The organism is Rouxiella sp. S1S-2 (genome assembly GCF_009208105.1).
Lineage (GTDB): Bacteria > Pseudomonadota > Gammaproteobacteria > Enterobacterales > Enterobacteriaceae > Rouxiella.
This window is the reverse complement of the sequence record NZ_WFKL01000001.1, coordinates 4,656,583-4,683,480: the sequence shown is the minus strand read 5'-3', so window position 1 is coordinate 4,683,480 and position 26,898 is coordinate 4,656,583. Positions and strand designations below refer to the sequence as shown.

Here is a 26,898-nt window from a genome sequence, read left to right as displayed (position 1 = left end):
CTTGCAGTTTCCTGACACTTACGCATATCATGCGATCGTTATAATAATAATTATCGTTTTCATTCCTATTTCAATGTCTCCCGGGATTATCCAATGGCTTATATGCGCACTCCGTCTGTGAATAACTGCTTAGCACCTTTCATTCGTAACAAGATTGCATTAACCGTTGCCGCCGCGCTCACCGGCTTTGTTTTTCAAGCCTTTGCGGCTGAAACGACAGCGAGTGCGCCAAAAAGCGATACCATCACCGTCGTCGGCGATGCGTCATCAAACGTTGCACAGGAATCAGCCTGGGGACCGGCACCGACGATTGTTGCCAAACATAGCGCCACCGGCACAAAAACCGATACGCCGATCGTGAAAACGCCGCAGTCTATTTCGGTGGTAACGCGCGAAGAGATGGATACGCGCCAACCTGCCACGGTAAAAGAGGCGTTGAACTATGCGCCGGGCGTATTCGCCAGTCGCGGCAGCTCCAGCACGTATGATGCCGTGGCAATCCGTGGTTTTACCTCGGTAAACACCAATCAGTATCTCGACGGCATCAAATTGCAGGGTGACAACTACTCTGAAGTGTCGATGGACCCGTATTTCCTCGAACGCGTTGAGCTGCTGCGCGGCCCGTCTTCCGTTTTATACGGCAAGAGCAATCCGGGCGGCGTGATTACCATGGTCAGCAAGCGTCCGACTACTGAGCCATTACGTGAAATACAGTTCAAAATGGGGTCAGACAGCCTCTATCAAACCGGTTTCGACTTCAGCGATGCCATTGACGATGATGGCGTGTATTCCTATCGCTTAACCGGCGTGGCTCACAGCCAAAACACCCAGCAGGTGATGGCGAAAGAGAAACGTTACGCGATTGCCCCGTCGTTCAGCTGGCATCCGGATGATAAAACCAATTTCACCTTCCTGAGTAATTTCCAGGATGACCCAGACTCAGGCTTCTACGGCTGGATGCCGCGTCAGGGTACCGTTGTGCCTTTCTACGATGCCAATGGTAAACCGCATAAGCTTCCGACCGATTTTAATGATGGAGACGGCAATAGCCGACTGTCGCGTAATCAAAAAATGGTGGGTTACAGCTTCGATCATGAGTTTAATGATACCTGGACCGTGCGTCAGAACCTGCGTTACACCAAAATTGACAGTAAATATACTGGCATCTATGACACCGGATACGTGGCACCGGCGCAAATTAGCCGGGGTTATGTGGTCTCTTCCGAGAAGCTGAACAACTTCGATGTTGATACCCAGGCGCAGGCCAAATTCTCGACCGCCGCGGTCGATCACACCCTGTTGATGGGTGTCGATTATATGCGAATGAGCAACAGCATTGATGCCGACTATGGTTCTGCCAACAACCTCAGCCTGACCCATCCTGACTACAACAATTCGGATGCGAAGGGCGGTTTCCTGTACAACGTGTTAAATCGTCAGGAGCAGACCGGCCTGTATGTGCAGGATCAGGCTGAGTGGAATCATTGGATCCTGACTACCGGTGCGCGCTATGACATCGCAAAAACCTCAACGCTGACCCGCAGCAGCAATACGACGGCAGCCATTAAAGACCACCACATTACCTGGCGCGGCGGTCTCAACTATCTGTTTGATAATGGTATTTCACCGTACTTTAGCTACAGCGAGTCGTTTGAGCCCACGCCTGGCGCAACGGTAACTGCTCAGCCGTTCAAGCCGTCGATTGGCAAGCAGTATGAAGCCGGTCTGAAATATATTCCTGATGATCGCCCCATTAGCCTGACGGCGGCGGTGTATCAGCTCACCAAAGACAACAATCTGACGGTTGACCCGGCTAACACCAATTTCAGCGTTCAGTCTGGCGTCATCCGCTCGCGCGGCGTGGAGCTAGAGGCAAAAGCCGCCGTTAATGCCAATATTAACGTCATCGCTTCCTATACCTTTACCGATGCGAAATATACGCACGACACCCACTATCAGGGCCAGCGCCCGGTGGAAGTGCCGCGCAACATGGCCTCGCTGTGGGCCGATTATACTTTCCACGAGTCGGCACTTAGCGGCCTGACCGTAGGTTCCGGCGTGCGTTACGTAGGGGCGACGTCCAGCTTCTACACCACCGGTGAAGACAATAACAAGCCGTTCAACGTGGCGAGCTATGCCCTTGTTGATGCGTTGGTTAAATACGATCTGGCACGTGTTGGACTGCCGGGCTCTTCCGTCGGCGTCAACATTAACAACCTGTTTAACCGCGAGTACGTTGCCAGTTGCTATCGCGATTATGCCTGCTACTGGGGCACCGATCGTCAGATAGTCGCGACGGCAACCTTCCGCTTCTAACCGGTTATTCCTTGCTAAAATAGCCGGGCACAGTGCCACACTGTACCCGGCTAACTTAACGATAGGCCATTATGAAAACTGCCCACGTAGCACAGCAGCAGACGCTTGAAGACAGCATTTATCGTTTGGATCAGGTGAGTTTTACCGTGCCCGGGCTCACGCTATTAGCCCCTCTTTCGCTCACCTTCCCACAGGGAAAAGTGTGTGGATTGATCGGCCATAACGGATCGGGTAAATCCACGCTGCTTAAAATGCTCGGTCGCCATCAGCCAGCCTCATCGGGCAAAGTGCTGCTTAACGAGAAACCGGTCGATCAGTGGGAGAGCAAAGCCTTTGCGCGTCAGGTTGCTTATCTCCCCCAGCAGTTGCCGGCGGCGGAAGGCATGACGGTTCACGAACTGGTGGCGATTGGTCGCTATCCGTGGCACGGCGCGCTGGGGCGTTTTCGACTGCATGATCGTGAAAAAGTGGAAGAAGCCATTGAGTTGGTGGGCCTTCAGCCCTTTGCCCAACGTCTGGTCGATAGCCTTTCCGGCGGCGAACGTCAGCGCGCGTGGCTGGCGATGATGGTGGCACAAGACAGTCGCTGTCTTTTGCTCGACGAACCCACCTCTGCACTGGATATTGCCCATCAGGTTGACGTGCTGGCGCTTATCCAGCGATTGAGTCACCAGAAAGGGTTGACGGTTATTGCCGTGCTGCATGACATCAATATGGCCGCCCGTTACTGCGATCGCCTGGTGGCGTTACGCGCGGGAGAAATGATTGCCGAAGGCAACCCTGAGCAGATGATGCAGGGCGATGTTCTCGAGAAAGTCTACGGCATTCCTATGGGCATTTTGCCTCATCCTGCGGGTGGGGCGCCGGTAAGCTTTGTATACTAATGCGTAATATTCCCGATTTGACCCGCCGTCGCCTGCTGCAGGCGATGGCGATGGCGCCGCTGGTTTCAGCACTCCCCGTATTGAGTTCTCAGGTTGCGGCCAAAAATACGGCTATAGACCTGACTCGCATTATTGCCCTGGAATGGCTGCCCGCCGAGTTGCTTATCGCGCTGGGCGTGATGCCAATGGGCGTCGCGGATATTCGCAATTATAATTTGTGGGTTGAAGAGCCCAGGCTGGCTCCTTCGGTGATTGAAGTCGGCCAGCGCACTGCGCCGAATCTTGAATTGATGCAGCAGATGAAGCCGTCACTTATTCTTATCTCTCAAGGCTATGGCCCGAAAGCCAGCCAGCTCGAGCCCATTAGCCCGGTGCTGACCGTTACCGCCAACGACGGCAGTGGTCAACCGTTGCAGCAGGCGATTCGATCGCTCCACAAGCTGGCAGAATATCTTGGCCTGCAAACACGAGCCGCTCAACATTTACAACAATATCAGCAAGTTTTGGCGCAAACGCGCGACAGCGTTAAGTCCGTCGCGGACCAGCCGGTGTTGTTGTTTTCTTTCCTCGATAAACGCCACGTGCTGGTTTTTGGTGAAGGCAGCCTGCTGCAGGAAGTGCTGACCGACGTCGGACTCACCAACGCCTGGAACGGCGAGAAAAACTTTTGGGGAAGTGCAACGGTAGGCATTGAACGGCTGGCGTCCATCAAACACGCCCGTGCACTCTGTTTTAATCACGGCAGTGAAGCACTGATGGCCGAAGTTTCCAAAACACCGCTGTGGCAGTCGCTGCCGTTTGTGCGTGAGGATCAGCTCAGCGTAGTGCCCGCCGTCTGGTTTTATGGCGCGACGTTTTGCGCCATGCGCTTTTGTCATATTTTATCGACCACGCTTGGGAAGCCTGTATGAATCGCCGTTCAGTCAGCCAAACGCTGGCCCTGCTTATTTCTCTTGCGGTTATCTGCGTTCTGCTAAATCTGTATAACCTGCAACATCAACTTCCGTTGGCGCTGTGGCGTGAAGCTTTTTGGCATCCCAATATCGACGACGTGCGCCAGATGTTGTTTCACTACAGCCTGCTGCCACGTTCGGCCGTGGCGCTGCTGGCCGGTGCGGGTCTTGGGCTAGTCGGGCTACTGTTTCAGCAGGTGTTGCGCAATCCGCTTGCCGAACCTTCTACACTCGGTGTTTCCGCCGGCGCGCAACTTGGCCTGACGGTGGCGACGCTATGGAGCCTGCCGGGCGGACAAATTACCCAGCAATTTGCTGCCATGATTGGCGCAGTAGTGGTAGGGCTGGTGGTATTTGGGGTCGCTTGGGGCAAGAGAATGTCACCGGTAACGCTTGTCCTCGCCGGTTTGGTGTTGGGACTTTACTGCGGCGCAGTGAGCAGCCTGCTTGGGCTATTTAACTATCAGCAGTTGCAAAGCCTGTATATCTGGAGCACCGGCTCTTTAAATCAGCAGGACTGGCACACAGCCCGTTTTCTGTTGCCCAGAGTGGTCGTTGTCTGGCTGCTGGCGTTTATGCTGCAGCGCCCGATGACGCTGCTCGGTCTGGACGACGGCGTTGCCAAAAATCTTGGACTGGGACTCTCGGTCGCGCGCTTTACCGTGCTGGCGCTGGCGATAGTGATGAGTGCGCAACTGGTGAATGCGGTGGGAATAATCGGCTTTATCGGCCTGTTTGCGCCGCTACTGGCCAAGATTCTCGGCGCACGACGATTGAAATCACGGCTGATCCTGGCCCCCATTATCGGCGCACTGCTGCTGTGGTTCACCGATCAGATTGTTCTGTGGCTGGCACAAGTCTGGTTAGAAGTGTCTACGGGGGCGGCCACCGCGCTGGTGGGGGCACCGATTTTACTGTGGTTGCTGCCGCGCCTGCGAAATAGCGCGGTGCCGCCACCGATGAATATTGGCGACCACGTGCCTAAAGAGCGCCATCATCTGCTGCGTTGGACGAGTTTGGCGAGCGTGCTGCTGCTGGCGGGAATGGCGCTAGCGCTGTGCTTTGGCCGTGACGCGCACGGCTGGCAGTGGTCGATGGGGCATCAGCTTGATTTACTGCTGCCGTGGCGTACGCCGAGAGTTTTTGCCGCACTGGCTGCGGGCGTGATGCTGGCCTCTTCGGGGGTGATTATTCAGAAGCTTACCGGTAACCCGATGGCGAGTCCGGAAGTTTTGGGCATTAGCTCTGGTGCCGCATTTGGTGTAGTCATTATGCTGTTTCTGGTGCCCGGCGATGCCTTTGCCTGGCTGTTACCGGCGGGTAGCCTGGGTGCAGCCGTTACGCTGATGGTGATTATGCTGGTGTCCGGCGTTCGTCGTTTTTCCCCAGAGCGCATGCTGCTGGCCGGAATAGCACTGAGTACCGCCTTTAATACAATATTGGCGCTGTTGCTAGCCAGCGGTGATCCGCGCATGGGCGGTTTGCTGACCTGGATCTCTGGCTCCACCTATTCAGTAACGGCGGAGCAGGCATGGCGCACCGGCATCATTACCGTGGTACTGCTGGCGTGGGTGCCTTTCTGCCGCCGCTGGGTGAATATTTTACCGCTGGGCAGTGTTACCGGGCGCTCAGTCGGGCTGGCGCTGGCCCCGAGTCGCTTGACCCTGCTGGCCTTAGCGGCAGTCATGACGGCTCTGGCCACGCTAACCGTGGGGCCGCTAAGTTTTATTGGACTGATGGCGCCGCACATGGCGCGGATGCTCGGTTTCCGTCGGGCAATTGCGCAGTGGATAGTTGCCAGTCTGTTGGGCGGGCTGCTAATGGTGCTGGCCGACTGGCTCGGGCGAATGATTATCTTCCCGAATCAGATTCCTGCGGGGCTGTTGGCGACTTTTATCGGCGCACCTTACTTTATCTATCTGCTGCGTAAACAGGCGTCATAAATCAGCAAATACTCAGCGCGTAATCAGAGAATTATCAGGATTACGCGCTGTTATACCGCCGGCTTAGTGATAAAGCCACGATGATGAAACGGCTAAAATGACTTAAATACCCACTGCTGATTCGGCGCACCGCGAGAGGTCATTACCGCCACCGCCTCATGACTTCCGGCTTTATAGGCGAGGGTTAGCACTTGACCCCAGTTGCCATGAACATAAATAAAGCCATCCTCCTCCTGCCATTTGTTGACCCCGTCGCGTCCTGCACCAAACATTCTTACTCCTACGGCAGGCTCGGTGATACCCTCAAGTCTGTATCTCTGCCCCTCGTCAACCTGCAGCACCCAACTGGTTCTAATATCTTCAATGATATTGAAGAGTCTCTTTTTCGGCTTGCCCCACGGGTCATTGGAGCCATCGGAATACCAGAGTTCGATATCCTCTCCCTGAGGTTCAGACCGCAGACCAAAAACTCTGTCATTAGTGTGCGAGTATGTGATAGAACCCTTTTCACCTGTCAGCCGATCATAGGCATCTTGACTACCATAGGATTGACCGCCGTAAAAACTGGCCAGGCAGTGGCCGGTATCTCTGTTGATAATGCGGAATTTACCTTCTGGAAATCCATTCGGCATAATATTTCTCCTCTCTTTATTGATAAGAAAAAATTAACTTTCGATTTAAAGGTAGCTAATTTCTCAGAGGGGTAAGGGGGCGATCAGAAAAAAATCAGGTTTTTTAGATCTGATATACCATGATTATCTCTAAAAAATCAGATCCGTAGCAGTCTGTGGATACAGTTTTCCCTGGAGATTAAATCTTAAGTTTAATTTAAGTTTGGTGGGGGTTTCGCGTAAAAAAACCTCACCAGCAGGTGCCTGGTTTCAGCCAATTGATCCAAATCAAGCAAGTTGCGTGTTATCTGTGAGCAAAGACTCTGTTTTCGATATAGCTTGTCGACTTTATTTCTTAAGGAATTAGTATCAAATTTATTTTTAATATATCCCTAAGAAATAGAAAGAAATAACTTTAGGTAATTTTTATCGAAAGTTTTTAATAATTTAATATATCTATCCTTTTCTTAGACGTGCAATTGTTTAACTATTACAAGGAAAGTATTATTATGCTTAATATCCGCAAAGCAACCGTCGCCAAGGTTTCATCGGATGATGTTCCGGCTACGTATAAGCGTTATCGAATACAAGCCTTAATGAGCGTATTTTTAGGTTATTTAGCCTATTATATTGTTCGTAGTAACTTCATACTCTCAACCCCCTATTTGAAAGAGCATCTCGAACTTAGCGCGACTCAAATTGGTTTTTTAAGTAGTGGTATGCTTATTGCGTATGGAATAAGCAAAGGGGTGATGAGCAGTCTTTCAGACAAAATGAGTCCCAAGGTGTTCATGGCTTGTGGGCTGTTTATGTGTGCAGTTGTTAATGTCGGTTTGGGTTTTAGTAGTATGTTTTGGGTTTTTGTCGTGTTGATTATCTGCAATGGTATTTTTCAGGGAATGGGCGTGGGGCCTTCTTTTATTACCATTGCAAACTGGTTTCCCAAGACTATTCGTGGTCGAGTGACGGCTTTTTGGAATGTTTCCCATAATCTAGGCGGAGGAATTGTTGCCCCTATTGTGGGTGTCGCTTTTGCTCTTGTTGGGACAGAGCATTGGCAACTTGCAAGCTATATTTTCCCTGCAGGTATCGCTGTTCTTTTTACTGTGGTTATTTTGATACTGGGCAAGGGAACGCCTCAACAAGAAGGATTACCTTCTCTGGACGAAATGATCCCGGAAGAAAAAAATGTAATTGATCATTCACACTATGCAGTCGCGCCCGAAGATATGACGGCTTATCAAATTTTTTACACCTTTGTGTTAAAAAACAAAAATGCCTGGTATGTGTCTTTTGTCGATGTATTTGTGTATATGGTGCGTTTTGGGGTCATCAGCTGGTTACCTATCTATCTATTGACCGTTAAGCACTTTTCAAAAGAAGAAATGAGCATTGCTTTCCTGTTCTTTGAATGGGCAGCGATCCCTTCTACTTTGCTTGCCGGATGGTTAACGGATAAGGTGTTTAAAGGCAGACGCATGCCGCTTGCAATTATTTGCATGACCATTATTTTCTTTTGTTTATTTGGCTACTGGAGAAGTGATTCCGTCATAATGATTTCTTTTTTTGCAGCTACGGTAGGTTGTCTTATTTATGTGCCACAATTTTTAGCTTCTGTGCAAACAATGGAGATAGTTCCCCGCTTTGCCGTAGGTTCTGCTGTGGGGCTCAGAGGCTTTTTAAGTTATATATTGGGCAGCTCGCTGGGGACTGTTTTTTTTGGTGTAATGGTTGATAAATTCGGTTGGCATGCTGGATTTTATCTATTAATGGGCGGTGCGGTTTGTTGCATTATATTCTGCGTCTTGTCGCACAGAGGAGCATTGGAGTTAGAGAGGAAAGCGGCCACTTCTCCTAAAGTATAAAAATATAACAATATAAAAAATAATAATAAAAATAACAGTGAATTATTCGGCCCTCCCTTCTTAGGAAGGTGGGGGGCGGATAAATTCTGCTTGGTCTATAAATGTATACCGGTTTTAGACATCACTCGTCTTTAATTTTTAACCATCCAGGACAAAATATATGCGTAGAGTTGACTCTATTAGTACCCTTCATTCTATTGAACTATCCTGTATAACACCACATTCGGCATCACCGAGCCTGGTAAGTCATGTGAAAGGGATTAAACAAGCGACAGTATTGCAATCTTGCTTTCCTCCTGACACTGTTGTACATCAACCAATCTCATCCCCCAGCCGCTCGCGGGAATTTACGGCGATTGATATGATTACCGAGGTTAAAAAAGATAACGTTGGCTGTTTATCATTTTTAACGAATAACGTGCTAACAAACATCCCACACACAATCGGTAATCGATGGCATTCGGCTAAAAATGAATGTATTAAACAACTTGCAAGCAAAGCCACTGAGGCAATAAATAAACTCGGTGATGACATATTGAGTGAGCATAAGGCGTTGGTCGTCAAGGTAATGGATTTGCTCATGACTGATGAGAAAACAACAAAAGTATATGTTTCTATAGCAATAGAAAAAGCAAGGCTTGGTTTTATTGTTAAATTCTTAAAAGAGGAAATAGCAAGTCTTAAAGGCGTGTTACGTTCGGAGGAGACCCGTTTTGAAGGAAGTGATAGTGAAAATGAAAAAGAAAAGTTAATTATTCAAATGGAAGGGAATAAAAATAGATTATCAGAGATGAAAGCTAAACTACATTCTTTTGAGGCACAGTTCGATGAAAAGAGTAAGGCCTTAGATATGCTGAAAAAAGAAAATTCGTTTTTAGACAGTCTTGAGGCTTATGAAGTAATAAAGGCTTTTTTCTTTGATGTAGTTACTTTCAAATCCACTGTCGCATTAGGTTATATTTCCTATGGTCAAGAGTTTAATGACTTCACTTCTGCTTATACAAGAGGCGCAGTGCAGGGTAGGTTTGTTATCCCTTATGAAGACCTTGTGAGTATGATATCCCGCCATGAAAAGCCAGAGGGAAAGCAAAAGGAAAGGCAAAAAGAAAAGCCAAAGATAATTTCACCGGATATCTATATTAATACTGAAGTCGGGATAAAAACCAGTTTTCCGATATTGGGAACACTTGCCAATATCGATGAAAAAAATGTTAACTTGAGTATAGGAACAGGGGCGATGATAAGAGACAGAATAGGCATCGGATGCACTCTCGAATATAACCCTACAACAAAAAAATATGAATTTGACAATCAGAAAGGCTTTAAACTTGTTCATGAGCAATTAGCGAGAGGGCGAGTTAATCTCTCTTTATTAGGCAGTGAAGTTCGCGCAGGAGTGCAAGGCTCTGTCTACGCAAGTATGAGTGTGAGTAAAGCGGTCTATTCCGTTGACGACGAAAAGCTGAAAATACTTGCAAATTTGGGGATAACTGCAGCAAGTGCCACATCAGCAGGTGCATTGGCGTATTTTTTTCTTCCCCCTGATGTTGCGAGAACCACGGGAGCTACTGTGGCAGGGCAAATGGTGGGGGGATATCTGGCTGCCAAAATACCGAAGATTGCGCCCAATAAACAAATAACACAAAGTATGGAAGTCAATAACGCGGGAGTGGCTTTGGGGGTACCTGTGCAAACAGGGTTCGGGGGCGGAGTGGTGTTCAGGGGCTCGGGTAAGATAGAGATTGTATCGAAAGCCCCTAACGCATCGATACCACAGCCTCAGGTAGTCGATGCGCAGGTTCGGCGAAGGAACACAGCCCCAGAAAATAGGGAGTAAGCTAAAATTGCCTTAGGTTTCCAGAAATATGTAAGATGCTATCTCCGGATAACCTGAGGCAACTTTCTGTTGTCAAAGCTTGGCAAAACTGCGGCGTGCCGCATCTACAGTGCGTTGAATGTCTTCAGCGCTGTGTGCGATGGACATAAAGCCGGCCTCAAACGCCGAAGGTGCCAGATAAACGCCTTCTTCCAGCATCAAATGGAAGAACTTCTTGAAGCGCTCAACGTTGCAGTTCATCACTTCAGCATAGCTTGTTACGGACGCTGATTCGGTAAAGAACAGGCCGAACATGCCGCCTACGTGGTTCACCACAAACGGAATATTTTCCGCGGCTGCCGCTGCTTTCAGGCCTTCGGCCAATTGGGTGGTCAGGTCGGTCAATTTCTGATGAACGCCCGGTTCTGCAACCTGAGTCAGACAGGCAATGCCCGCGGCCATGGCAATCGGATTACCCGAAAGCGTGCCAGCCTGATAAACCGGACCGGTCGGCGCCAATGCTTGCATCACGTCGCGACGGCCTCCGAATGCGCCGACGGGCATACCGCCACCGATAATTTTACCCAAACAGGTAAGGTCTGGTTTCACGTCGTAATATTCCTGAGCACCGCCCAGCGCAACGCGGAAACCGGTCATCACTTCGTCAATAATCAGCAGCGCACCAAACTCGTCGCACAGTTTACGCAGTCCCGGCAGGAATTCCGGCAGCGGCGGCACGCAGTTCATGTTACCGGCGACCGGCTCGACGATAATACAGGCGACGTCTTCAGGGTATTGTTCGAACACTTCGCGCACAGAATCCAGACTGTTGTAGGTACAAGTCAGAGTATGTTTGGCAAAATCAGCCGGCACACCGGGGGAGTTCGGCTGGCCCATGGTCAGCGCGCCTGAACCGGCTTTCACCAGCAGGCAGTCAGCGTGGCCGTGATAGCAGCCTTCAAATTTAATGATTTTGTCGCGGTGGGTGAAGCCACGCGCCAGGCGGATGGCGCTCATGGTGGCTTCGGTGCCGGAGTTAACCATGCGAACCATGTCCATGCTTGGCACCAGGCCGGTCACCAGGCTGGCCATTTTGACTTCCATCTCGGTGGGTGCGCCGAAGCTCAGGCCGCGCTGGGCGGCTTCGATAACTGCATTGCGGATGGTGGCGTTGTTGTGGCCCAGAACCATAGGGCCCCATGAGCCGACATAGTCGATGTAGGCTTTGCCGTCTGCATCATATAAAAATGCGCCGTCGGCACGCTCAATGAATAGTGGTACACCGCCGACGCCGTTGAATGCACGCACCGGCGAGTTCACGCCTCCGGGGATCAGCGTTTGCGCTTGGGTGAATAGACTTTCTGACTTACTCATTGACTTGCTCCTGGTTTTTTTTCGTGCGGGCTTGGTAAGCTCACACGCAGAAAAAGCGTATTGAAATGGACGGTCTTCACCGACAGCCTTACGATTTGCCCTATTCTAGAGAACATAGCGTCGTTATGAAATGTTTGCAGGCTAGCGAAAGGTTAAGAAATATATTATGCGTGTTGTCTATGCGATTTGTATGATTAACTCTTTAGTCTGATTTATCCGCCTATTCATTGAAAAGTACACCATGACAGAATCTGTAAAACAGGCGCCCGCTGCGTCAGGTATTCCTCTGCGCAGGCGTCCGAGTGAAATTCTGCGTCAATTTTTACGTCGTGATAAAACCCCGATGGCGATACTTGTTGTTGCCGCGCTGGTGGGTATTTTTGCCGGACTGCTTGGCGTGGCCTTCGAAAAGGCCGTGGACTGGGTGCAGCATCTCAGACTCTCGGGGTTGGATAACGTCAGCGGTCACGCTTGGCTGCTGTGGCCGCTGACCTTTATCGTTTCCGCGCTGCTGGCGATGGTTGGCTATTATCTGGTGCGTCGCTTTGCCCCAGAGGCTAGCGGTTCGGGCATTCCTGAAATTGAAGGTGCGCTTGAAGAGCTACGTCCGGTGCGCTGGTGGCGGGTTATTCCGGTGAAGTTTGTCGGCGGGATGGGCACGCTCGGTGCGGGCATGGTGTTGGGGCGTGAAGGCCCAACGGTGCAGATGGGTGCTAATCTGGGCAAAATGTTGGCCGATATCTTCCGTATGCGCAGCGCTGAAGCGCGCCATACGCTGCTGGCCACCGGCGCGGCGGCGGGGCTTTCTGCGGCATTCAACGCGCCGCTGGCAGGGATCCTGTTTATTATCGAAGAGATGCGGCTGCAGTTTCGTTACAGCCTGATTTCAGTAAAAGCGGTGTTTATTGGCGTGATCATGTCGAGCATCGTTTACCGCCTGTTTAACGGCGAACGCGCGGTGATTAACGTGGGCGTCCTGGCAAACGTTTCATTGCAAACCTTCTGGCTGTATCTGGTGCTGGGCATGGTGTTTGGCATTGTTGGCGTTTGTTTCAATGCGCTAATTTTTCGCACCCAAGATATGTTCGCCCGCCTGCACGGCGGCAATTTGCAAAAAATTCTGCTGATGGGCGGACTGCTCGGCGGCATGTGCGGCCTGCTGGGGCTGATTAAACCCGAAGCGGCCGGTGGCGGCTTTGCGTTAATCCCCTTGGCGGCGGCGGGAACTTACTCATTGGGCATGCTGCTGTTTATCTTTATTACCCGTGTGGCAACCACCTTACTGTGCTTCTCTTCCGGCGCACCGGGCGGAATTTTTGCCCCGATGCTGGCATTGGGGACCTTACTCGGCACGGCGTTTGGCATGGCGGCAGCGGCAATGTTTCCGCAGTACGGCATTCAGCCGGGCACCTTTGCTATTGCCGGCATGGGGGCGCTGTTTGCGGCTACGGTGCGTGCGCCGCTGACCGGTATCGTACTGGTGCTGGAGATGACAGAAAATTATCAGCTGATCCTACCGATGATCATTACCTGCCTCGGTGCAACCTTATTGGCGCAGTTTCTTGGCGGCAAACCCTTGTATTCTGCCTTGTTAACCCGCACCTTACAGAAGCAGGAACGAGAGCAGGCCGAACAGAATGACAGCACGGTTACGCAAAATAACGGCACGAATTAGCGGGACGGCGTAGCAAAAACGGCTCATACTTGAATCTGAGATGCATGTATTAGATAATCAGTTCATTATTCAGACAGTCAATCCGGCGGCCTGAACAGAATTCGGATTGGGAGTAGATACTATGAGTGAACCTATTTTAAGTGAGCCAACCGTAGAAGAACCTATTGCGCTGCCGTTGCAATTTACTGACGCTGCGGCCCGTAAAGTTAAAAACTTGGTCGCGGATGAAGAAAATCCTGACATGAAACTGCGTGTGTACATTACCGGCGGCGGTTGCAGCGGATTCCAATACGGCTTCACCTTTGACGACAAAATCAACGACGGTGACATGACGATAGAGAAATCAGGCGTTGCGTTGGTGGTTGACCCTATGAGCCTGCAATATTTGGTGGGCGGTTCGGTTGACTATACCGAAGGGCTGGAAGGTTCGCGCTTCGTGGTGACTAACCCGAACGCAAAAACCACCTGCGGTTGTGGTTCATCTTTCAGTATCTGAATCGCGTTTGGTTGACAGAATTTAAAAAGCCCTGTGCATGCGCACGGGGCTTTTTTATTATGGGTTTATGATGGGACATCACTGGATGTTCTAGCGTTTAATCGCGTCTATTTCAGCGCAAAGCTGCTGGGCTGCCAGCATGATGCGAGGACCCGCGCGATTGAACCAGTCAGCGTTTACCGCCAGCATCGGCACACTGAGCTGATCGCGCCAAAAGGCGGTAATCTTACCCTGTTGCTGCGTCGTGCCGGGGAAAACAATGGCCTGCGGCTGTCGGCTCAAAACCTGTTCACGACTGACCTGCGGCCAGGGCGCAGCGCTGTCGGCAAAAATGTTTTTAGCGCCACACAGTTCAACAATTTGGCTCTGCAACGTACTGCCTGCGCTGGTAAACAGCGGCTGGGTCGAGAACTGTATAAACACCGGCAACGGCGGTTTATATCCATATTGCGCGCGCAGTTGACTCAGCTGCTGTCTAATTTTCTCCGCCGCCTGATGACCGATTTGTGGTGTGCTGCTGTAATCAGCCAACTGATCAAGCGCCAAAGCAACCTGATTGACGTTTTGAGGGTCCAGATAAATCACGTGGACACCCAATGACGCCAACTGATTAAGCGGACGCTGTGGATTGCCACCCCGCCACGCCAGCACCAAATCAGGCTTCAGCGCCAGAATGCGTTCAACGTTAATACCCTGCCAACTGGCAACCTGCTCGATTTTTTCGGCCTGCGGCGGATAGTCGGAATAGGCACTTACGCCCACCAGTTTGTCACCCAGACCGGCGGCATACGCCAGTTCGGTTAGGTTGGGGGCCAGGCTAATGACCCGCTCGGCAACCTGCGCCATCGCCGCCAAAGGCAGCCACAGCGCAGCGAGCAGGCAAAATCTCAGGGCTACTTGCACCTATTTGATAGGGTTAGCAGCCAGCGCTTTTAGCATCGCATCGACCATCAGCGTTGACTGTTGGGCAGCGACCACCAAAAATTCTTCAAAGCTCAGGTGTGATTCGGTGTCTGCGACGTCGGAAATCGCGCGAACCACCACGAAAGGCGTGCCGAAAAGGTGGCAAACGTGGCCTACGGCGGCGGCTTCCATCTCAACGGCAGCGACGGTTGGGAAAGCATTGCGAATGCGCGCCAGGGGTTCTGCACCATTGATAAAGGCGTCGCCGCTGCAAATCAGGCCGCGCACCGCGTTTAAATTGAGTCCGCTAATGCAGGATTCAGCCAGTTTAATCAGCTCGGCGTCTGCCACAAATGCCGGTGGGCAACCGGCCATCTGACCCGGTTCGTAGCCAAAAGCGGTGACGTCAGCATCGTGATAGCGCACTTCTTCAGAAACGACGATGTCACCCACTTTCAGCGTTTTTGCCAGACCGCCCGCAGAACCGGTGTTGATAACCACGTCCGGCTTGCAGTGTTCAAGCAGCAGGGTGGTGCCCACAGCGGCAGAAACCTTGCCAATACCTGATTTCAGCAGCGCCACGTCTACGCCGTGCAGCGTCCCGGTGTAGATTTCACAGCCAGCGCGTTGCAGTGTCTGACGGTTTTCGATTTTGTCGCGCAGCAGGGTAACTTCTTGTTCCATGGCGCCAATAATGCCTACTTTCATGATAAGTACTCGCAGATGATGAAAAGATCCCCTTTATCCTGTCAGATGCAGGGGTTGCCGGGCAACTGCCGCAGAGTGCAGACAGTTGGACACAACCTCGACCAATGCGGCATAGTCTATCATGGCTAAAGGCAAGAAATAATGCGTTTGCTGCGTGCAACAGGATGCAGAATTAACGGATGAAGTGACTGATGAGGTAGGAAATTATGTCTGGGATCGATTTTAAAAAGAAATTCAATTTCCAACGTCCTTTTAGTCCACCGATTGAAGCCGGTGACGAATACGACATTATACGCCACTTTGAAAGCGATCGCGGACGTATTATCAATTCTGCCGCGATCCGCCGTTTGCAGCAAAAAACGCAGGTGTTTCCGCTGGAAAAAAACGCCGCTGTGCGCAGCCGACTGACTCATTCTATGGAAGTGCAGCAGGTGGGACGCCACATTGCCAAAGAGATCTTGCATCGGTTGAGAAAAGAGGGGCAACTTGAACAGCTTGGGCTGAGTGAATCAACGGATCCCTTTGAAAGCGTAGTGGAAATGGCCTGCCTGATGCATGACATCGGCAATCCCCCGTTTGGTCATTTCGGTGAATCGGCGATCAATAACTGGTTTGCCAAACGTATGGACATCGCCAGTCTTGAGAGTGGCAGCACGGCTTTTGAAAACTGCCATCTGAGTTTTTTACGCCTCGACGGGCATGATGAGGCACTGGATCTTTTGCGTAAAAAAGTGCGCTACGATCTCTGTCATTTCGACGGCAACGCGCAGGCGATCCGCCTGGTATTCACGTTGCTCAAACTGAATCTGACCTTCACTCAGACCGCCTGTATTCTCAAATATACCCGTCCGGCCTATTGGTCTGAAGAAACGCCTGCCGCATTCAGTTACCTGATGAAAAAACCCGGCTTTTACCTGTCGGAAGAACCTTTTATTCGCCATCTGCGCAGCGAGCTGGACTTGGGCGAATTTAGTCGCTTTCCACTCACGTATATCATGGAAGCTGCCGACGATATCTCTTACTGCATTGCCGACCTTGAGGACGCGGTTGAGAAAGATATTTTTACTGTCAAACAGCTGTACGAGCACCTTAAGCGCGAGTGGGGCGAAGCGGCACCGGGCGACTGGTTTGAGAAGGTAGTTGATACCGCCTATCAGAAAATGGATCGCGCCAAAACTTTCCGTCATCCGGTTGATTACTTCTTTATGGAGCTGCGGGTGCAAACGGTTAAGCAGCTGGTTCCTCACGCCGCTAAGCGTTTTATAAGTAATTTATCGTCAATATATTCAGGAACCTTCAATCAGGCTTTACTGGAGGACGTCAGCCCGGCCAATCGTCTGCTGAAAATATATAAAAGTGTGGCGTTTAAACACGTCTTTAACCATCACGAAGTTGAAGAATTAGAATTGCAGGGATATCGAATTATTAGCGGACTATTGGATATTTATAGCCCGCTGCTGGATATGCCACTTGATGACTTTACCCAACTGGTGGAAGAGGACACACACAAACGCTATCCTATTGAAACTAGGCTATTTCATAAACTGTCCTCGAAACACCGATTGGCGTACAGTGAGGCGATAGCTAAACTTAAAGAGAAGGGGCAGGCTGAAAAGCAGGTGAGTGAATACTATTTTCGAGCGCGAATGATCCAGGATTATATCAGCGGCATGACGGATCTTTATGCATATGATGAATATCGCAGACTGATGGCCGCCGAATAATTTGCGCATTAAAATGCCCCTTAACTGCAATTATTTGCAGCAAACAGCAGGTTAAAAAACGTCCTTTTGTAAATATCGACAATACTTTTTTACTATTGTCAGATCGACGAAGATGAACTTCGGGTTATTAATTAAATCTCAGTACACGACTACCTGGCAAGGTGGCAAACACTTGTCGCCACCACATAATTTAAAGAGATTTCTTCTGATGAAAAAAACTACTCTATTCTTGAGCGCTTTGGCGTTAAGTGTTGGTATGGCTGTAGCGCCTGTTTCATCGGCATTGGCTGCAGAGACTGCTTCTTCCAGTACCACGCAGGTGCCAAGTCTGGCACCGATGTTGGAGAAAGTGATGCCTTCGGTTGTTAGCATCAATATCGACGGCAGTGCACCGGTTAAAACGCCACGCATGGGGCAGCAGTTCCAGCAGTTCTTTGGTGAAAACTCACCGCTTTGTCAGGACGGTTCGCCATTCCAGAACTCCCCGGTCTGCCAACAGGGTGGGGCGGGCGGAGATGACGGTGACGATGACGGCCAACAGCAACAGCAGCAGGCTCCAGCAAAACAGGCCTTCCAGGCGCTGGGCTCCGGCGTCGTTATTGATGCAGCAAAAGGCTATGTTGTTACCAATAACCACGTGGTCGAAAACGCCAATAAAATTACCGTACAGCTAAACGATGGACGTCGCTATACCGCTAAAGTGATCGGTAAGGATCCGCAGTCCGACATCGCCGTTATTCAGTTGATCGATGCGAAAAATCTGACGGCCATTAAATTCGCCGATTCAGAGCAACTGCGCGTGGGTGATTATACTGTCGCCATCGGTAACCCGTATGGTCTGGGTCAAACGGCCACCTCGGGGATTGTTTCTGCACTGGGTCGTTCCGGCCTGAACATTGAAAATTATGAAAACTTTATCCAGACAGATGCCGCCATTAACCGCGGTAACTCCGGCGGCGCGTTGGTTAATCTCAACGGTGAGTTGATCGGCCTGAATACTGCCATTCTGGCGCCGGATGGTGGCAACATCGGTATCGGTTTTGCTATCCCGAGCAACATGGTGCAAAACCTGGCGAAACAGATGATCGAGTACGGCCAGGTCAAGCGCGGTGAACTGGGCATCATGGGCACCGAGCTCAACTCTGAACTGGCGAAGGCCATGAAAGTGGACGCACAGCGTGGCGCGTTTATCAGTCAGGTTCTGCCGAAGTCTGCCGCTGAAAAAGCCGGCATCAAGGCGGGCGACGTGATTGTCAGCATGAACGGTAAACCGATCAGCAGCTTCGCGTCCTTCCGTGCCGACGTAGGCACCATGGCCATCGGCAGCAAAATTAGCGTTGGCCTGCTGCGCGACGGCAAGCCTGTAAACGTTGATGTGGTTCTGCAACAAAGTACTCAGCCAGCGCAGCTCGCAACGCCGACGGTTTATAACGGAATTGAGGGTGCCGAGCTGAGCAACAGCGACGTAAACGGTCAGAAAGGCGTTCAGATCGAGAGCGTTAAGCCTGGCAGTACGGCCGCGCGCGTTGGGCTGAAGAAAGGTGACATCATCCGCGGTGTTAACCAGCAGCCAGTCAGCAACCTCGGTGATTTGCGTAAGATCCTCGACAGCAAGCCGGGCGTGCTGGCGCTGGACATTCAGCGTGGTGGCACCCAGATCTATCTGCTGGCTCAATAGTCGCTCGCACAATGCCGTCATCTCTCACGCGCGGGTGCTTTCACACTTGCGCGACGAGCCACAAAGGCAGACTTCGGTCTGCCTTTTTATTTTTTAACAAAAGCTGGTGCTGAATAAACCCATTCAAACTGTGACGATACGCTCAACTCTATGCCAATCTTCTAAGCTTTGTGCATTTGCACAATGTATGCCACGGCGCGGCTGCGTATTCTGTTTAAAATAATTGTATTTATTAGAGGCAGTTAATTCATGGCCGCGTATCATCTTGATGCAAAATTGGCTCAGCAGATCGTCGCCCGTACCATGCAAATCATTGATAGCAATGTCAATGTTATGGATCCTCGTGGAAAGATAATCGGTAGCGGCGACGATCAACGCTTGGGCGAGCTGCATGAAGGCGCGCTGTTGTGTATTTCACAAGAGCGAATCGTCGATATTGATGAAGGCGTTGCACGGCATTTGCACGGCGTCAGACCGGGAGTCAATCTTCCGCTGCGTATTGATGGCGAGATAGTGGGGGTCATTGGGTTAACCGGTAATCCTGCTCAGCTCAGACAATACGGCGAGCTGGTGTGTATGACCGCCGAAATGATGCTTGAGCAGGCGCGCCTCCTGCACATGCTGGCGCAGGACAGCCGTCTGCGCGAAGAGCTGGTGCTTAATCTTATCCGCATGGACGAACTTTCGCCGGCGCTTATGGAGTGGGCGCAGCGCCTGGGGATAGACATTAACAAGCCGCGCGTAGTGGCGGTAGTTGAAGTCGACAGCGGACAGCTCGGCGTTGACAGTGCCATGGCCGAGTTGCAGCAGCTGCAGCAACTATTGATCACGCCAGAGCGCGACAATCTGATCGCGATTGTGTCGCTGACGGAAATGGTGGTATTGAAACCGGCACTGAATCATTACGATCGCTGGGATCCGGAATCACACCGTCAACGGGTCGATCATTTGATGTCGCGCATGACAGAAACGGGTCGTCTGCGGGTGCGCATCTCTCTGGGGAATTTTTTCACCGGTCCGGGCAGCATCGCGCGCTCTTACCGTACGGCAAAAACGACAATGTCGGTGGGCAAGCAGCGTATGCCGGACCAACGTAGCTATTATTATCAGGACCTTACCCTACCGGTACTGCTCGATAGCCTGCGCGGCGGGTGGCAGGCTGATGAGCTGGTGCGCCCACTGGCGCGCTTAAAAGCTACGGACAGTAATGGATTATTAAGAAGAACGCTGGCTGCGTGGTTTAGGCACAACGTGCAGCCAAGTGCGACGGCAAAAGCGCTGTATATTCACCGTAATACCCTTGAGTATCGGTTAAATCGTATTTCAGAACTGACCGGACTGGACCTGGGGAATTTCGATGACCGCCTGTTGCTTTACGTGGCATTACAGCTTGATGACGAGAACTAATTCATTCATCAATAAAGGTTGTCCTCTCTGAAGGAGCAAGCCTTTATTTATTGGGTATTATTTATAAAACCGAGAAAGACTCTTTTTGATGAATCAACGTTATTCATTGTCATATTTTGTGATTTCTCTCACAAATAATAATGTGCACAGTGACAGGCTTTTATTCTCAAATTTTGGTCAACGTTCCGAGGGAAAGTTTATCGCATCAGGTGAAAGAAACTTTTCGTGACGGGATTCGCATCCTGCTGTGCAGTTGCAATAATCTAATTCATTTCCTGCCCTCAAGCTTGTGTGGTTGCCTAGTGAGGGGGCATCGGGTTACCCCTATACTGATTATCGTCATGTGCATTGGCTCTAATGAATTTTCCTACAAGAATGACGTTTCATTAGCACCATGACGCCTTGTTCCCTATCGGCTTTATTCTGCACCCTACAACATTTCACAGAATAAGCTTGGCATTATTCCTCTCTTTATGGAGTACACCATGGATACATTCAGCTCGGCGGCGAGTATTACTAAAAAAAGAACCAATGCTCGCTACTGGATAGTTGTAATGTTGTTTATTGTTACCTCTTTTAATTATGGCGACAGGGCAACGCTTTCTATTGCCGGGTCTGCGATGGCTAAAGATATAGGCCTTGATTCGGTCGGCATGGGTTATATCTTTTCTGCATTCTCCTGGGCCTATGTTATAGGGCAAATCCCGGGGGGGTGGTTACTGGATAAATTTGGCTCTAAAAAAGTTTATTTCTACAGTATTTTCATCTGGTCACTGTTTACCCTGCTACAAGGCTTTGTGGATATATTCCACGGCTTCGGCATTGTGATTGCACTTTTTGCCCTGCGTTTTCTGGTAGGCCTCGCTGAAGCACCGTCGTTTCCGGGCAACAGTCGCATCGTTGCTGCTTGGTTTCCGGCGCAGGAACGCGGCACGGCGGTCTCGATTTTTAACTCCGCACAGTATTTCGCCACGGTAATTTTTGCGCCGATCATGGGCTGGTTGACCTCGGAAGTTGGCTGGTCCCACGTGTTCTTCTTTATGGGCGGGCTGGGGATCGTGCTGAGCTTTGTGTGGCTAAAAGTGATTTACGATCCTAAAGATCACCCGAGAGTCAATCAGGCAGAGCTTGACTATATTGAAGCCGGTGGCGGGCTGATCAACATGGATCAGAAGAGCAATAAAGGTGGCCGGGTGGTAGGCAAAGGCAGCCGCTGGCAGCAGATCAAACAGCTGCTTTCAACCCGCATGATGGTGGGCATCTACCTCGGGCAGTACTGCATCAACGCGTTGACCTACTTCTTTATCACTTGGTTCCCGATTTACCTGGTGCAGGAAAAGGGCATGTCAATCCTTAAAGCCGGCATGGTGGCCTCTATCCCAGCGATCTGCGGCTTCCTCGGCGGCATTCTGGGCGGCGTCCTTTCTGACTATCTGATGCGCCGTACTCAATCACTGACCTTCGCTCGCAAGTTTCCTATCGTGGTCGGCATGCTGTTATCGATGTCGATGGTGGTCTGTAACTACGTGACAACCGAATGGGTGGTGGTGGCGGTAATGGCGATGGCCTTCTTTGGCAAAGGGCTGGGTGCACTGGGCTGGGCAGTATTGGCCGATACGGCCCCGAAGGAAATCAGTGGCCTGAGCGGCGGATTGTTCAACATGTGCGGCAACGCCTCCGGCATCGTTACCCCTATCGCGATCGGTTACATCATTGCGGCCACTGGCTCGTTTAACGGTGCACTGCTCTACGTGGCGATTCATGCCCTTCTGGCGGTGATTAGCTTCCTGTTTATTGTGCAGAAAATCGAACGTATTGAACTACACGCCTATTGATTAAGCCTTTGAAGCCCAATTTCCCGACGTAATGCGCAAGGAAAAATGATGAGTACACAAAGTTCACCCATTATTACCGACATGCAGGTAATCCCGGTAGCAGGGCACGATAGTATGCTGCTAAATATTGGCGGCGCACACGGCGCCTATTTCACCCGTAACATCGTCATTCTCAAAGACAGTGCAGGCAATACCGGCGTGGGAGAGGCGCCGGGTGGGGAAGTGATTTATAAAACCTTAATCGACGTCGTGCCGCAGGTAAAAGGCAAAGAATTGGCGCGCATGAATCGCCTGGTGCACGAAATCCACGTCGGTAATCAGTCTTCGGATTTTGATTCCTTTGGCAAAGGCGCCTGGACTTTTGAGCTGCGGGTTAACGCCGTGGCGGCGCTGGAAGCCGCCTTGCTCGATTTAATGGGGCAGTTTCTCGGCGTGCCGGTGGTTGAACTGCTGGGGCCGGGCAAACAGCGCGATGAAGTGACGGTGCTCGGTTATCTGTTTTACGTGGGAGATCGCGAGCAAACCGACCTGCCTTATCAGACGGGGGAAGGCGGCAAAGATGACTGGTATCACCTGCGTCATCAGAAGGCGATGGACAGCGACGCAATTGTGCGGCTCGGCGAAGCGGCGCAGGACCGCTATGGATTCAAGGATTTCAAACTTAAGGGCGGCGTTTTACGCGGTGAGGAGGAGATTGAAGCCGTAACGGCGCTGCATAAACGTTTCCCTGATGCGCGCATCACCGTTGACCCGAACGGTGCATGGCTGCTGGATGAAGCCATTAGCTTGTGTAAAAACATGCAGGGTATTTTGACCTATGCCGAAGACCCCTGCGGTGCGGAACAAGGATTCTCGGGGCGCGAGGTGATGGCCGAGTTCAGGCGCGCGACGGGCCTGCCGGTCGCGACCAATATGATTGCCACCAACTGGCGTGAAATGCAGCATGCCGTGATGCTGCAGTCGGTGGATATTCCGCTGGCGGATCCGCATTTCTGGACCATGCAGGGCGCGGTGCGTGTCGCCCAGCTTTGCGACGACTGGGGTCTCACCTGGGGTTGTCACTCGAATAACCATTTTGATATTTCGCTGGCGATGTTTACCCACGTTGCCGCCGCCGCGCCGGGCAAACCGACGGCTATCGATACCCACTGGATTTGGCAGGAGGGCAATCAGCGGCTGACCAAAGAGCCGTTACAAATCGTCAACGGAAAAATCAGAGTGCCCGAAAAACCGGGCCTCGGCGTCGAGATTGATATGGATAAAATCCATCAGGCGCATGAACTGCATAAAAAACTGCCAAGCGGCTCGCGTAACGACGCAGCAGCTATGCAGTATCTGGTTTCGAATTGGAAATTTGATCGCAAACGTCCGGCATTTGGTCGCTAAAAGGAGTCGTTATGTCAGCCTCGTTCTCTACCCCCAAAATTGTATCAATGCAGGTTATTCCCGTTGCCGGGCATGACAGCATGCTGTTAAACCTGAGCGGTGCGCACTCACCTTTTTTCACCCGCAATATTCTGATTCTGAAAGATAACGACGGCCATACCGGCGTAGGGGAAGTGCCCGGTGGAGAGAAAATCCGCCAGACGTTGACCGATGCCGAACCGCTGGTCGTGGGTAAAACGCTGGGTGAATATAAGAATGTGATGAACGCGGTGCGCCAGCAGTTTGCCGACCGCGACGCCTCAGGGCGTGGCCTGCAAACCTTTGATTTGCGCACGACCATTCACGTGGTGACCGCGATTGAGGCCGCCATGCTCGACCTGCTGGGCCAACATCTTGACGTCAGCGTTGCCTCACTGTTGGGGGACGGGCAGCAGCGAGATTCCGTGGAAATGCTAGGGTATTTGTTCTACGTGGGTAACCCGGATAAAACGGCTCTGCCTTATCAGCGAGAAAAAGACCAGCGCAACGACTGGTATCGTCTGCGTCATGAAGAAGCACTGACACCGGAGGCGGTAGTGCGGCTGGCCGAGGCGGCCTATGACCAATACGGCTTTAATGATTTCAAATTAAAAGGCGGCGTACTGCGCGGCAGTGAAGAGGCCGAAGCGGTAACGGCGCTGTCGCAGCGTTTCCCGCAGGCGCGTATTACGCTTGACCCCAACGGGGCCTGGTCGCTGGACGAGGCGATTGGGTTGGGCAAGCAGCTGCGCAATGTGCTGGCCTATGCCGAAGACCCGTGCGGCGCCGAGCAAGGTTTTTCAGGACGCGAAATCATGGCCGAGTTCCGCCAGGCGACCGGACTGCCTACCGCCACCAACATGATTGCCACCGACTGGCGGCAGATGGGCCACACCATTCAGCTTAAGTCGGTGGATATTCCGCTGGCGGATCCGCATTTCTGGACGATGCAGGGATCGGTACGCGTTGCGCAGATGTGTCATGAATGGGGGCTGACCTGGGGTTCGCACTCCAACAATCATTTTGATATTTCTCTGGCGATGTTCACCCACGTGGCTGCCGCGGCGCCTGGCAAAATTACGGCGATCGATACCCACTGGATCTGGCAGGAGGGCAATCAGCGCCTGACTAAAGAGCCGCTGCAAATCAAAGGGGGAAGGGTGAGTGTGCCTGAACGGCCTGGGCTGGGCGTTGAAATCGACGATGATCAGCTTATGAAGGCGCACGAGCTTTATAAAAGTATGGGGCTTGGCGCCAGGGATGACGCAGCGGGCATGCAGTTCTTGATCCCAAACTGGGCGTTTGATCCTAAAAAACCTTGTTTGGTGAGATAAGGGGTTAGGGGGGGGCGCTTTTGTGCTGCGCACTCCCTTCGCTCGGTCACAAGCCAAAAACGTCTTGCCCCACGTCACGCAGCACATGCCCTTAATGTTTCAGATCTTTGAAAATCATTGAGATTAGGTGACCGGCGCCGGGTTAAACACCGCTAAGGCGTTATGAATACCCCATTGATCTGACCAGGTTTTCTTGCGCCCGCTGGCAATATCCAGAATAAAATGAAACAGCTCCCAGCCGACGTCTTCAATAGTGGCATCGCCGGTGGCGATCGTGCCTGCATTGATGTCCATCAGGTCAAACCAACGATTGGCCAGCGTAGTGCGAGTGGCCATTTTAATGACCGGCACCGCCGTTAAACCGTAAGGCGTGCCGCGACCGGTGGTAAATACCTGCACCGTGATACCCGAGGCGACTTGCTGAGTCCCGCAGACAAAGTCACTGGCGGGCGTGGCGGCATAAATCAGTCCGCGTTTGGTCGGTCGCTGGCCCGGAGAAAGCACCTCGACAATGGCGCTGGTGCCTGACTTGGCAATCGAACCCAGCGCTTTTTCAACCACGTTAGCCAACCCACCTTTTTTGTTGCCCGGTGAAGGGTTAGCGCTACGGTCAGTCATGCCGCTGGCCAAATAGTTGTCGTACCACGCCATTTCTTCCAGCAACCGCTTGCCCACCTGCTCGTCAACGACGCGTGGCGTTAGCAGATGAATGGCATCGCGCACCTCTGTAACTTCTGAGAACATGACTGTTGCCCCGCAGCGCACCAGCAGGTCAGAGGCGAAGCCGACCGCTGGATTAGCGGTCACGCCCGAGAAGGCATCGCTGCCGCCGCACTGAGTACCCACCACCAAATCGGCAGCCGGGCAGGTTTCACGCTGACGCTGATTTAACCGCTGCAGATGAAAATCGGCCACGGCAAGAATATCGTCAACCATCGACTGAAAGCCGACGTGCTGCTCGTCCTGCAGACGTATCACCTTGACATCATCAAGAGAAATCGCCTGCACGTCATCAGTGCCGAGCAGCAGTTTTTCAGGCTGCAGCTTTTCGCAGCCCAGGCCCACGACCATCACTTCGCCACCAAAATTGGGGTTTAACGCCAGATTATGGATAGTGCGGATAGGCACTACCGCCGCCGGTGCGTTAATTGCCACGCCGCAGCCGTAGAGATGATTTAGCCCGACCACGCCGTCGACGTTGGGATAGTTGGGCAGCAGATCGCGCTCAATAATTTTCACGACATAATCCACCACGCCTGCCACACAGTGCACGCTGGTGGTGATACCGAGCAGATTTTTAGTGCCGACGCTGCCGTCTTTGTTTCGATAACCCTCGAAGGTATAACCCTCAAGCGGGGCTAGCGCGGGCGGAACGCGCGTGGCCAGCGGCAAAGTCTCCATTGCCGGCGCCTCTGGCAGCGCAACCACCGACTCGTCAATCCAGCTACCCTGAGCAATGTCACGCAGCGCATAGCCGATCACTTCGCCGTAACGCAGAATGTTTTCCCCCTGACGAATGGCGCTCAGTGCCACTTTATGGCCCTGCGGAATATGCTCGATCAACTCAAGCCCGCTGGCGAAACGGGTTCCGGCCTTCAGTCCGTTGTCATTAACAATGATGGCGACGTTATCTGTCTCGTGCACCTTTATATATAAAGCCTCGGTCGCTTGCTCTTTATTACGCGAAATAATGGCCTGTGACATAAACGTCTCCGTTTAGAAAATACTTTTATCCACAATAATTGAGCAAAATTATAAAGCAGACGTGACGATTACTCATTGTGCAAGTGACTAGCTTTTAGCGGTCATTAACTTATTTTCTATGGCAAATGAGGGAGTGAACGTGACGCTTGTCACCGTTTATTGTGTGGTTTTTAGCGGCCAAAAAATAATGTGATTGTTGTCCCATCGTGATGTGACATTGCAAAGAAAATTGTGCTGAGGAGGGCGGGATTACTGGGCGTTTGCACAG

General features: G+C 51.6%; 19 protein-coding genes. 14 read left to right on the top strand and 5 right to left on the bottom strand.

What is annotated here, in order from left to right; genetic code table 11:
- The first annotated feature begins 93 nt into the window (after positions 1-93).
- The 4 genes from fhuA (at position 94) to fhuB (ending at position 6,096) form a co-directional block, all read left to right on the top strand.
- Positions 94-2,316, top strand: a complete 2,223-nt coding sequence (fhuA, locus tag GA565_RS21485) for a ferrichrome porin FhuA (RefSeq protein WP_152200692.1) — start codon at positions 94-96, stop codon at positions 2,314-2,316.
- Between the two features lie 71 nt (positions 2,317-2,387).
- Positions 2,388-3,200, top strand: coding sequence for a Fe3+-hydroxamate ABC transporter ATP-binding protein FhuC (gene fhuC, locus GA565_RS21480; protein ID WP_152200691.1), 813 nt, complete (start codon positions 2,388-2,390; stop codon positions 3,198-3,200).
- Positions 3,200-4,111 carry a Fe(3+)-hydroxamate ABC transporter substrate-binding protein FhuD gene (fhuD, locus tag GA565_RS21475; protein ID WP_152200689.1) on the top strand — a complete coding sequence of 304 codons (912 nt, stop codon included), beginning with the start codon at positions 3,200-3,202 and terminating at the stop codon, positions 4,109-4,111. The genes fhuC and fhuD overlap by 1 nt, the downstream gene beginning before the upstream one ends.
- Entirely contained in the window at positions 4,108-6,096 is a 1,989-nt protein-coding gene (gene fhuB, locus GA565_RS21470; protein WP_152200687.1) for a Fe(3+)-hydroxamate ABC transporter permease FhuB, read from the top strand. The genes fhuD and fhuB overlap by 4 nt, the downstream gene beginning before the upstream one ends.
- 92 nt (positions 6,097-6,188) lie before the next feature.
- Here the strand turns inward: fhuB and GA565_RS21465 are convergent, their stop codons facing one another.
- A complete protein-coding gene (locus GA565_RS21465; protein ID WP_152200685.1) occupies positions 6,189-6,728 on the bottom strand; it encodes a hypothetical protein in 540 nt (179 codons plus the stop codon).
- Between the two features lie 488 nt (positions 6,729-7,216).
- Here GA565_RS21465 and GA565_RS21460 point away from each other — a divergent pair, with 488 nt between their 5' ends.
- Both GA565_RS21460 and GA565_RS21455 read left to right on the top strand, forming a co-directional pair.
- A complete protein-coding gene (locus tag GA565_RS21460; protein ID WP_152200683.1) occupies positions 7,217-8,572 on the top strand; it encodes an MFS transporter in 1,356 nt (451 codons plus the stop codon).
- Positions 8,573-8,822: 250 nt separating this feature from the next.
- A complete protein-coding gene (locus GA565_RS21455; protein ID WP_152200681.1) occupies positions 8,823-10,409 on the top strand; it encodes a hypothetical protein in 1,587 nt (528 codons plus the stop codon).
- Positions 10,410-10,481: 72 nt separating this feature from the next.
- Here the strand turns inward: GA565_RS21455 and hemL are convergent, their stop codons facing one another.
- Positions 10,482-11,762 carry a glutamate-1-semialdehyde 2,1-aminomutase gene (hemL, locus tag GA565_RS21450; protein WP_152200679.1) on the bottom strand — a complete coding sequence of 427 codons (1,281 nt, stop codon included), beginning with the start codon at positions 11,760-11,762 and terminating at the stop codon, positions 10,482-10,484.
- A gap of 241 nt (positions 11,763-12,003) precedes the next feature.
- Between hemL and clcA the strand changes: the two genes are divergently transcribed.
- Positions 12,004-13,437, top strand: a complete 1,434-nt coding sequence (gene clcA, locus GA565_RS21445) for a H(+)/Cl(-) exchange transporter ClcA (protein ID WP_152200678.1) — start codon at positions 12,004-12,006, stop codon at positions 13,435-13,437.
- A gap of 121 nt (positions 13,438-13,558) precedes the next feature.
- Positions 13,559-13,933: an iron-sulfur cluster insertion protein ErpA gene (gene erpA, locus GA565_RS21440; RefSeq protein WP_152200676.1), complete on the top strand. Its 375-nt coding sequence runs from the start codon at positions 13,559-13,561 to the stop codon at positions 13,931-13,933.
- Positions 13,934-14,023: 90 nt separating this feature from the next.
- On the opposite strand, the gene btuF is transcribed toward erpA, so the two are convergent.
- Both btuF and mtnN read right to left on the bottom strand, forming a co-directional pair.
- A complete protein-coding gene (btuF, locus tag GA565_RS21435; RefSeq protein ID WP_226951007.1) occupies positions 14,024-14,836 on the bottom strand; it encodes a vitamin B12 ABC transporter substrate-binding protein BtuF in 813 nt (270 codons plus the stop codon).
- Positions 14,837-15,544: a 5'-methylthioadenosine/S-adenosylhomocysteine nucleosidase gene (gene mtnN, locus GA565_RS21430; RefSeq protein ID WP_152200674.1), complete on the bottom strand. Its 708-nt coding sequence runs from the start codon at positions 15,542-15,544 to the stop codon at positions 14,837-14,839.
- Between the two features lie 206 nt (positions 15,545-15,750).
- Here mtnN and dgt point away from each other — a divergent pair, with 206 nt between their 5' ends.
- The 6 genes from dgt (at position 15,751) to gudD (ending at position 24,926) form a co-directional block, all read left to right on the top strand.
- Positions 15,751-17,268, top strand: coding sequence for a dGTPase (dgt, locus tag GA565_RS21425; RefSeq protein ID WP_152200673.1), 1,518 nt, complete (start codon positions 15,751-15,753; stop codon positions 17,266-17,268).
- Positions 17,269-17,476: 208 nt separating this feature from the next.
- On the top strand, positions 17,477-18,946 hold the full coding sequence (gene degP, locus GA565_RS21420) for a serine endoprotease DegP (protein ID WP_152200672.1): 1,470 nt from the start codon (positions 17,477-17,479) through the stop codon (positions 18,944-18,946).
- A 249-nt stretch (positions 18,947-19,195) separates the two neighbouring features.
- Positions 19,196-20,353 carry a CdaR family transcriptional regulator gene (locus GA565_RS21415; protein WP_152200670.1) on the top strand — a complete coding sequence of 386 codons (1,158 nt, stop codon included), beginning with the start codon at positions 19,196-19,198 and terminating at the stop codon, positions 20,351-20,353.
- Positions 20,354-20,838: 485 nt separating this feature from the next.
- Positions 20,839-22,188: an MFS transporter gene (locus GA565_RS21410; RefSeq protein WP_152200668.1), complete on the top strand. Its 1,350-nt coding sequence runs from the start codon at positions 20,839-20,841 to the stop codon at positions 22,186-22,188.
- 48 nt (positions 22,189-22,236) lie between these two features.
- Positions 22,237-23,574, top strand: coding sequence for an enolase C-terminal domain-like protein (locus GA565_RS21405; protein ID WP_152201697.1), 1,338 nt, complete (start codon positions 22,237-22,239; stop codon positions 23,572-23,574).
- Between the two features lie 11 nt (positions 23,575-23,585).
- Positions 23,586-24,926 carry a glucarate dehydratase gene (gudD, locus tag GA565_RS21400; RefSeq protein ID WP_152200667.1) on the top strand — a complete coding sequence of 447 codons (1,341 nt, stop codon included), beginning with the start codon at positions 23,586-23,588 and terminating at the stop codon, positions 24,924-24,926.
- 123 nt (positions 24,927-25,049) lie between these two features.
- Here the strand turns inward: gudD and garD are convergent, their stop codons facing one another.
- Entirely contained in the window at positions 25,050-26,630 is a 1,581-nt protein-coding gene (gene garD / locus GA565_RS21395; RefSeq protein ID WP_152200665.1) for a galactarate dehydratase, read from the bottom strand.
- Between the last annotated feature and the right edge of the window lie 268 nt (positions 26,631-26,898).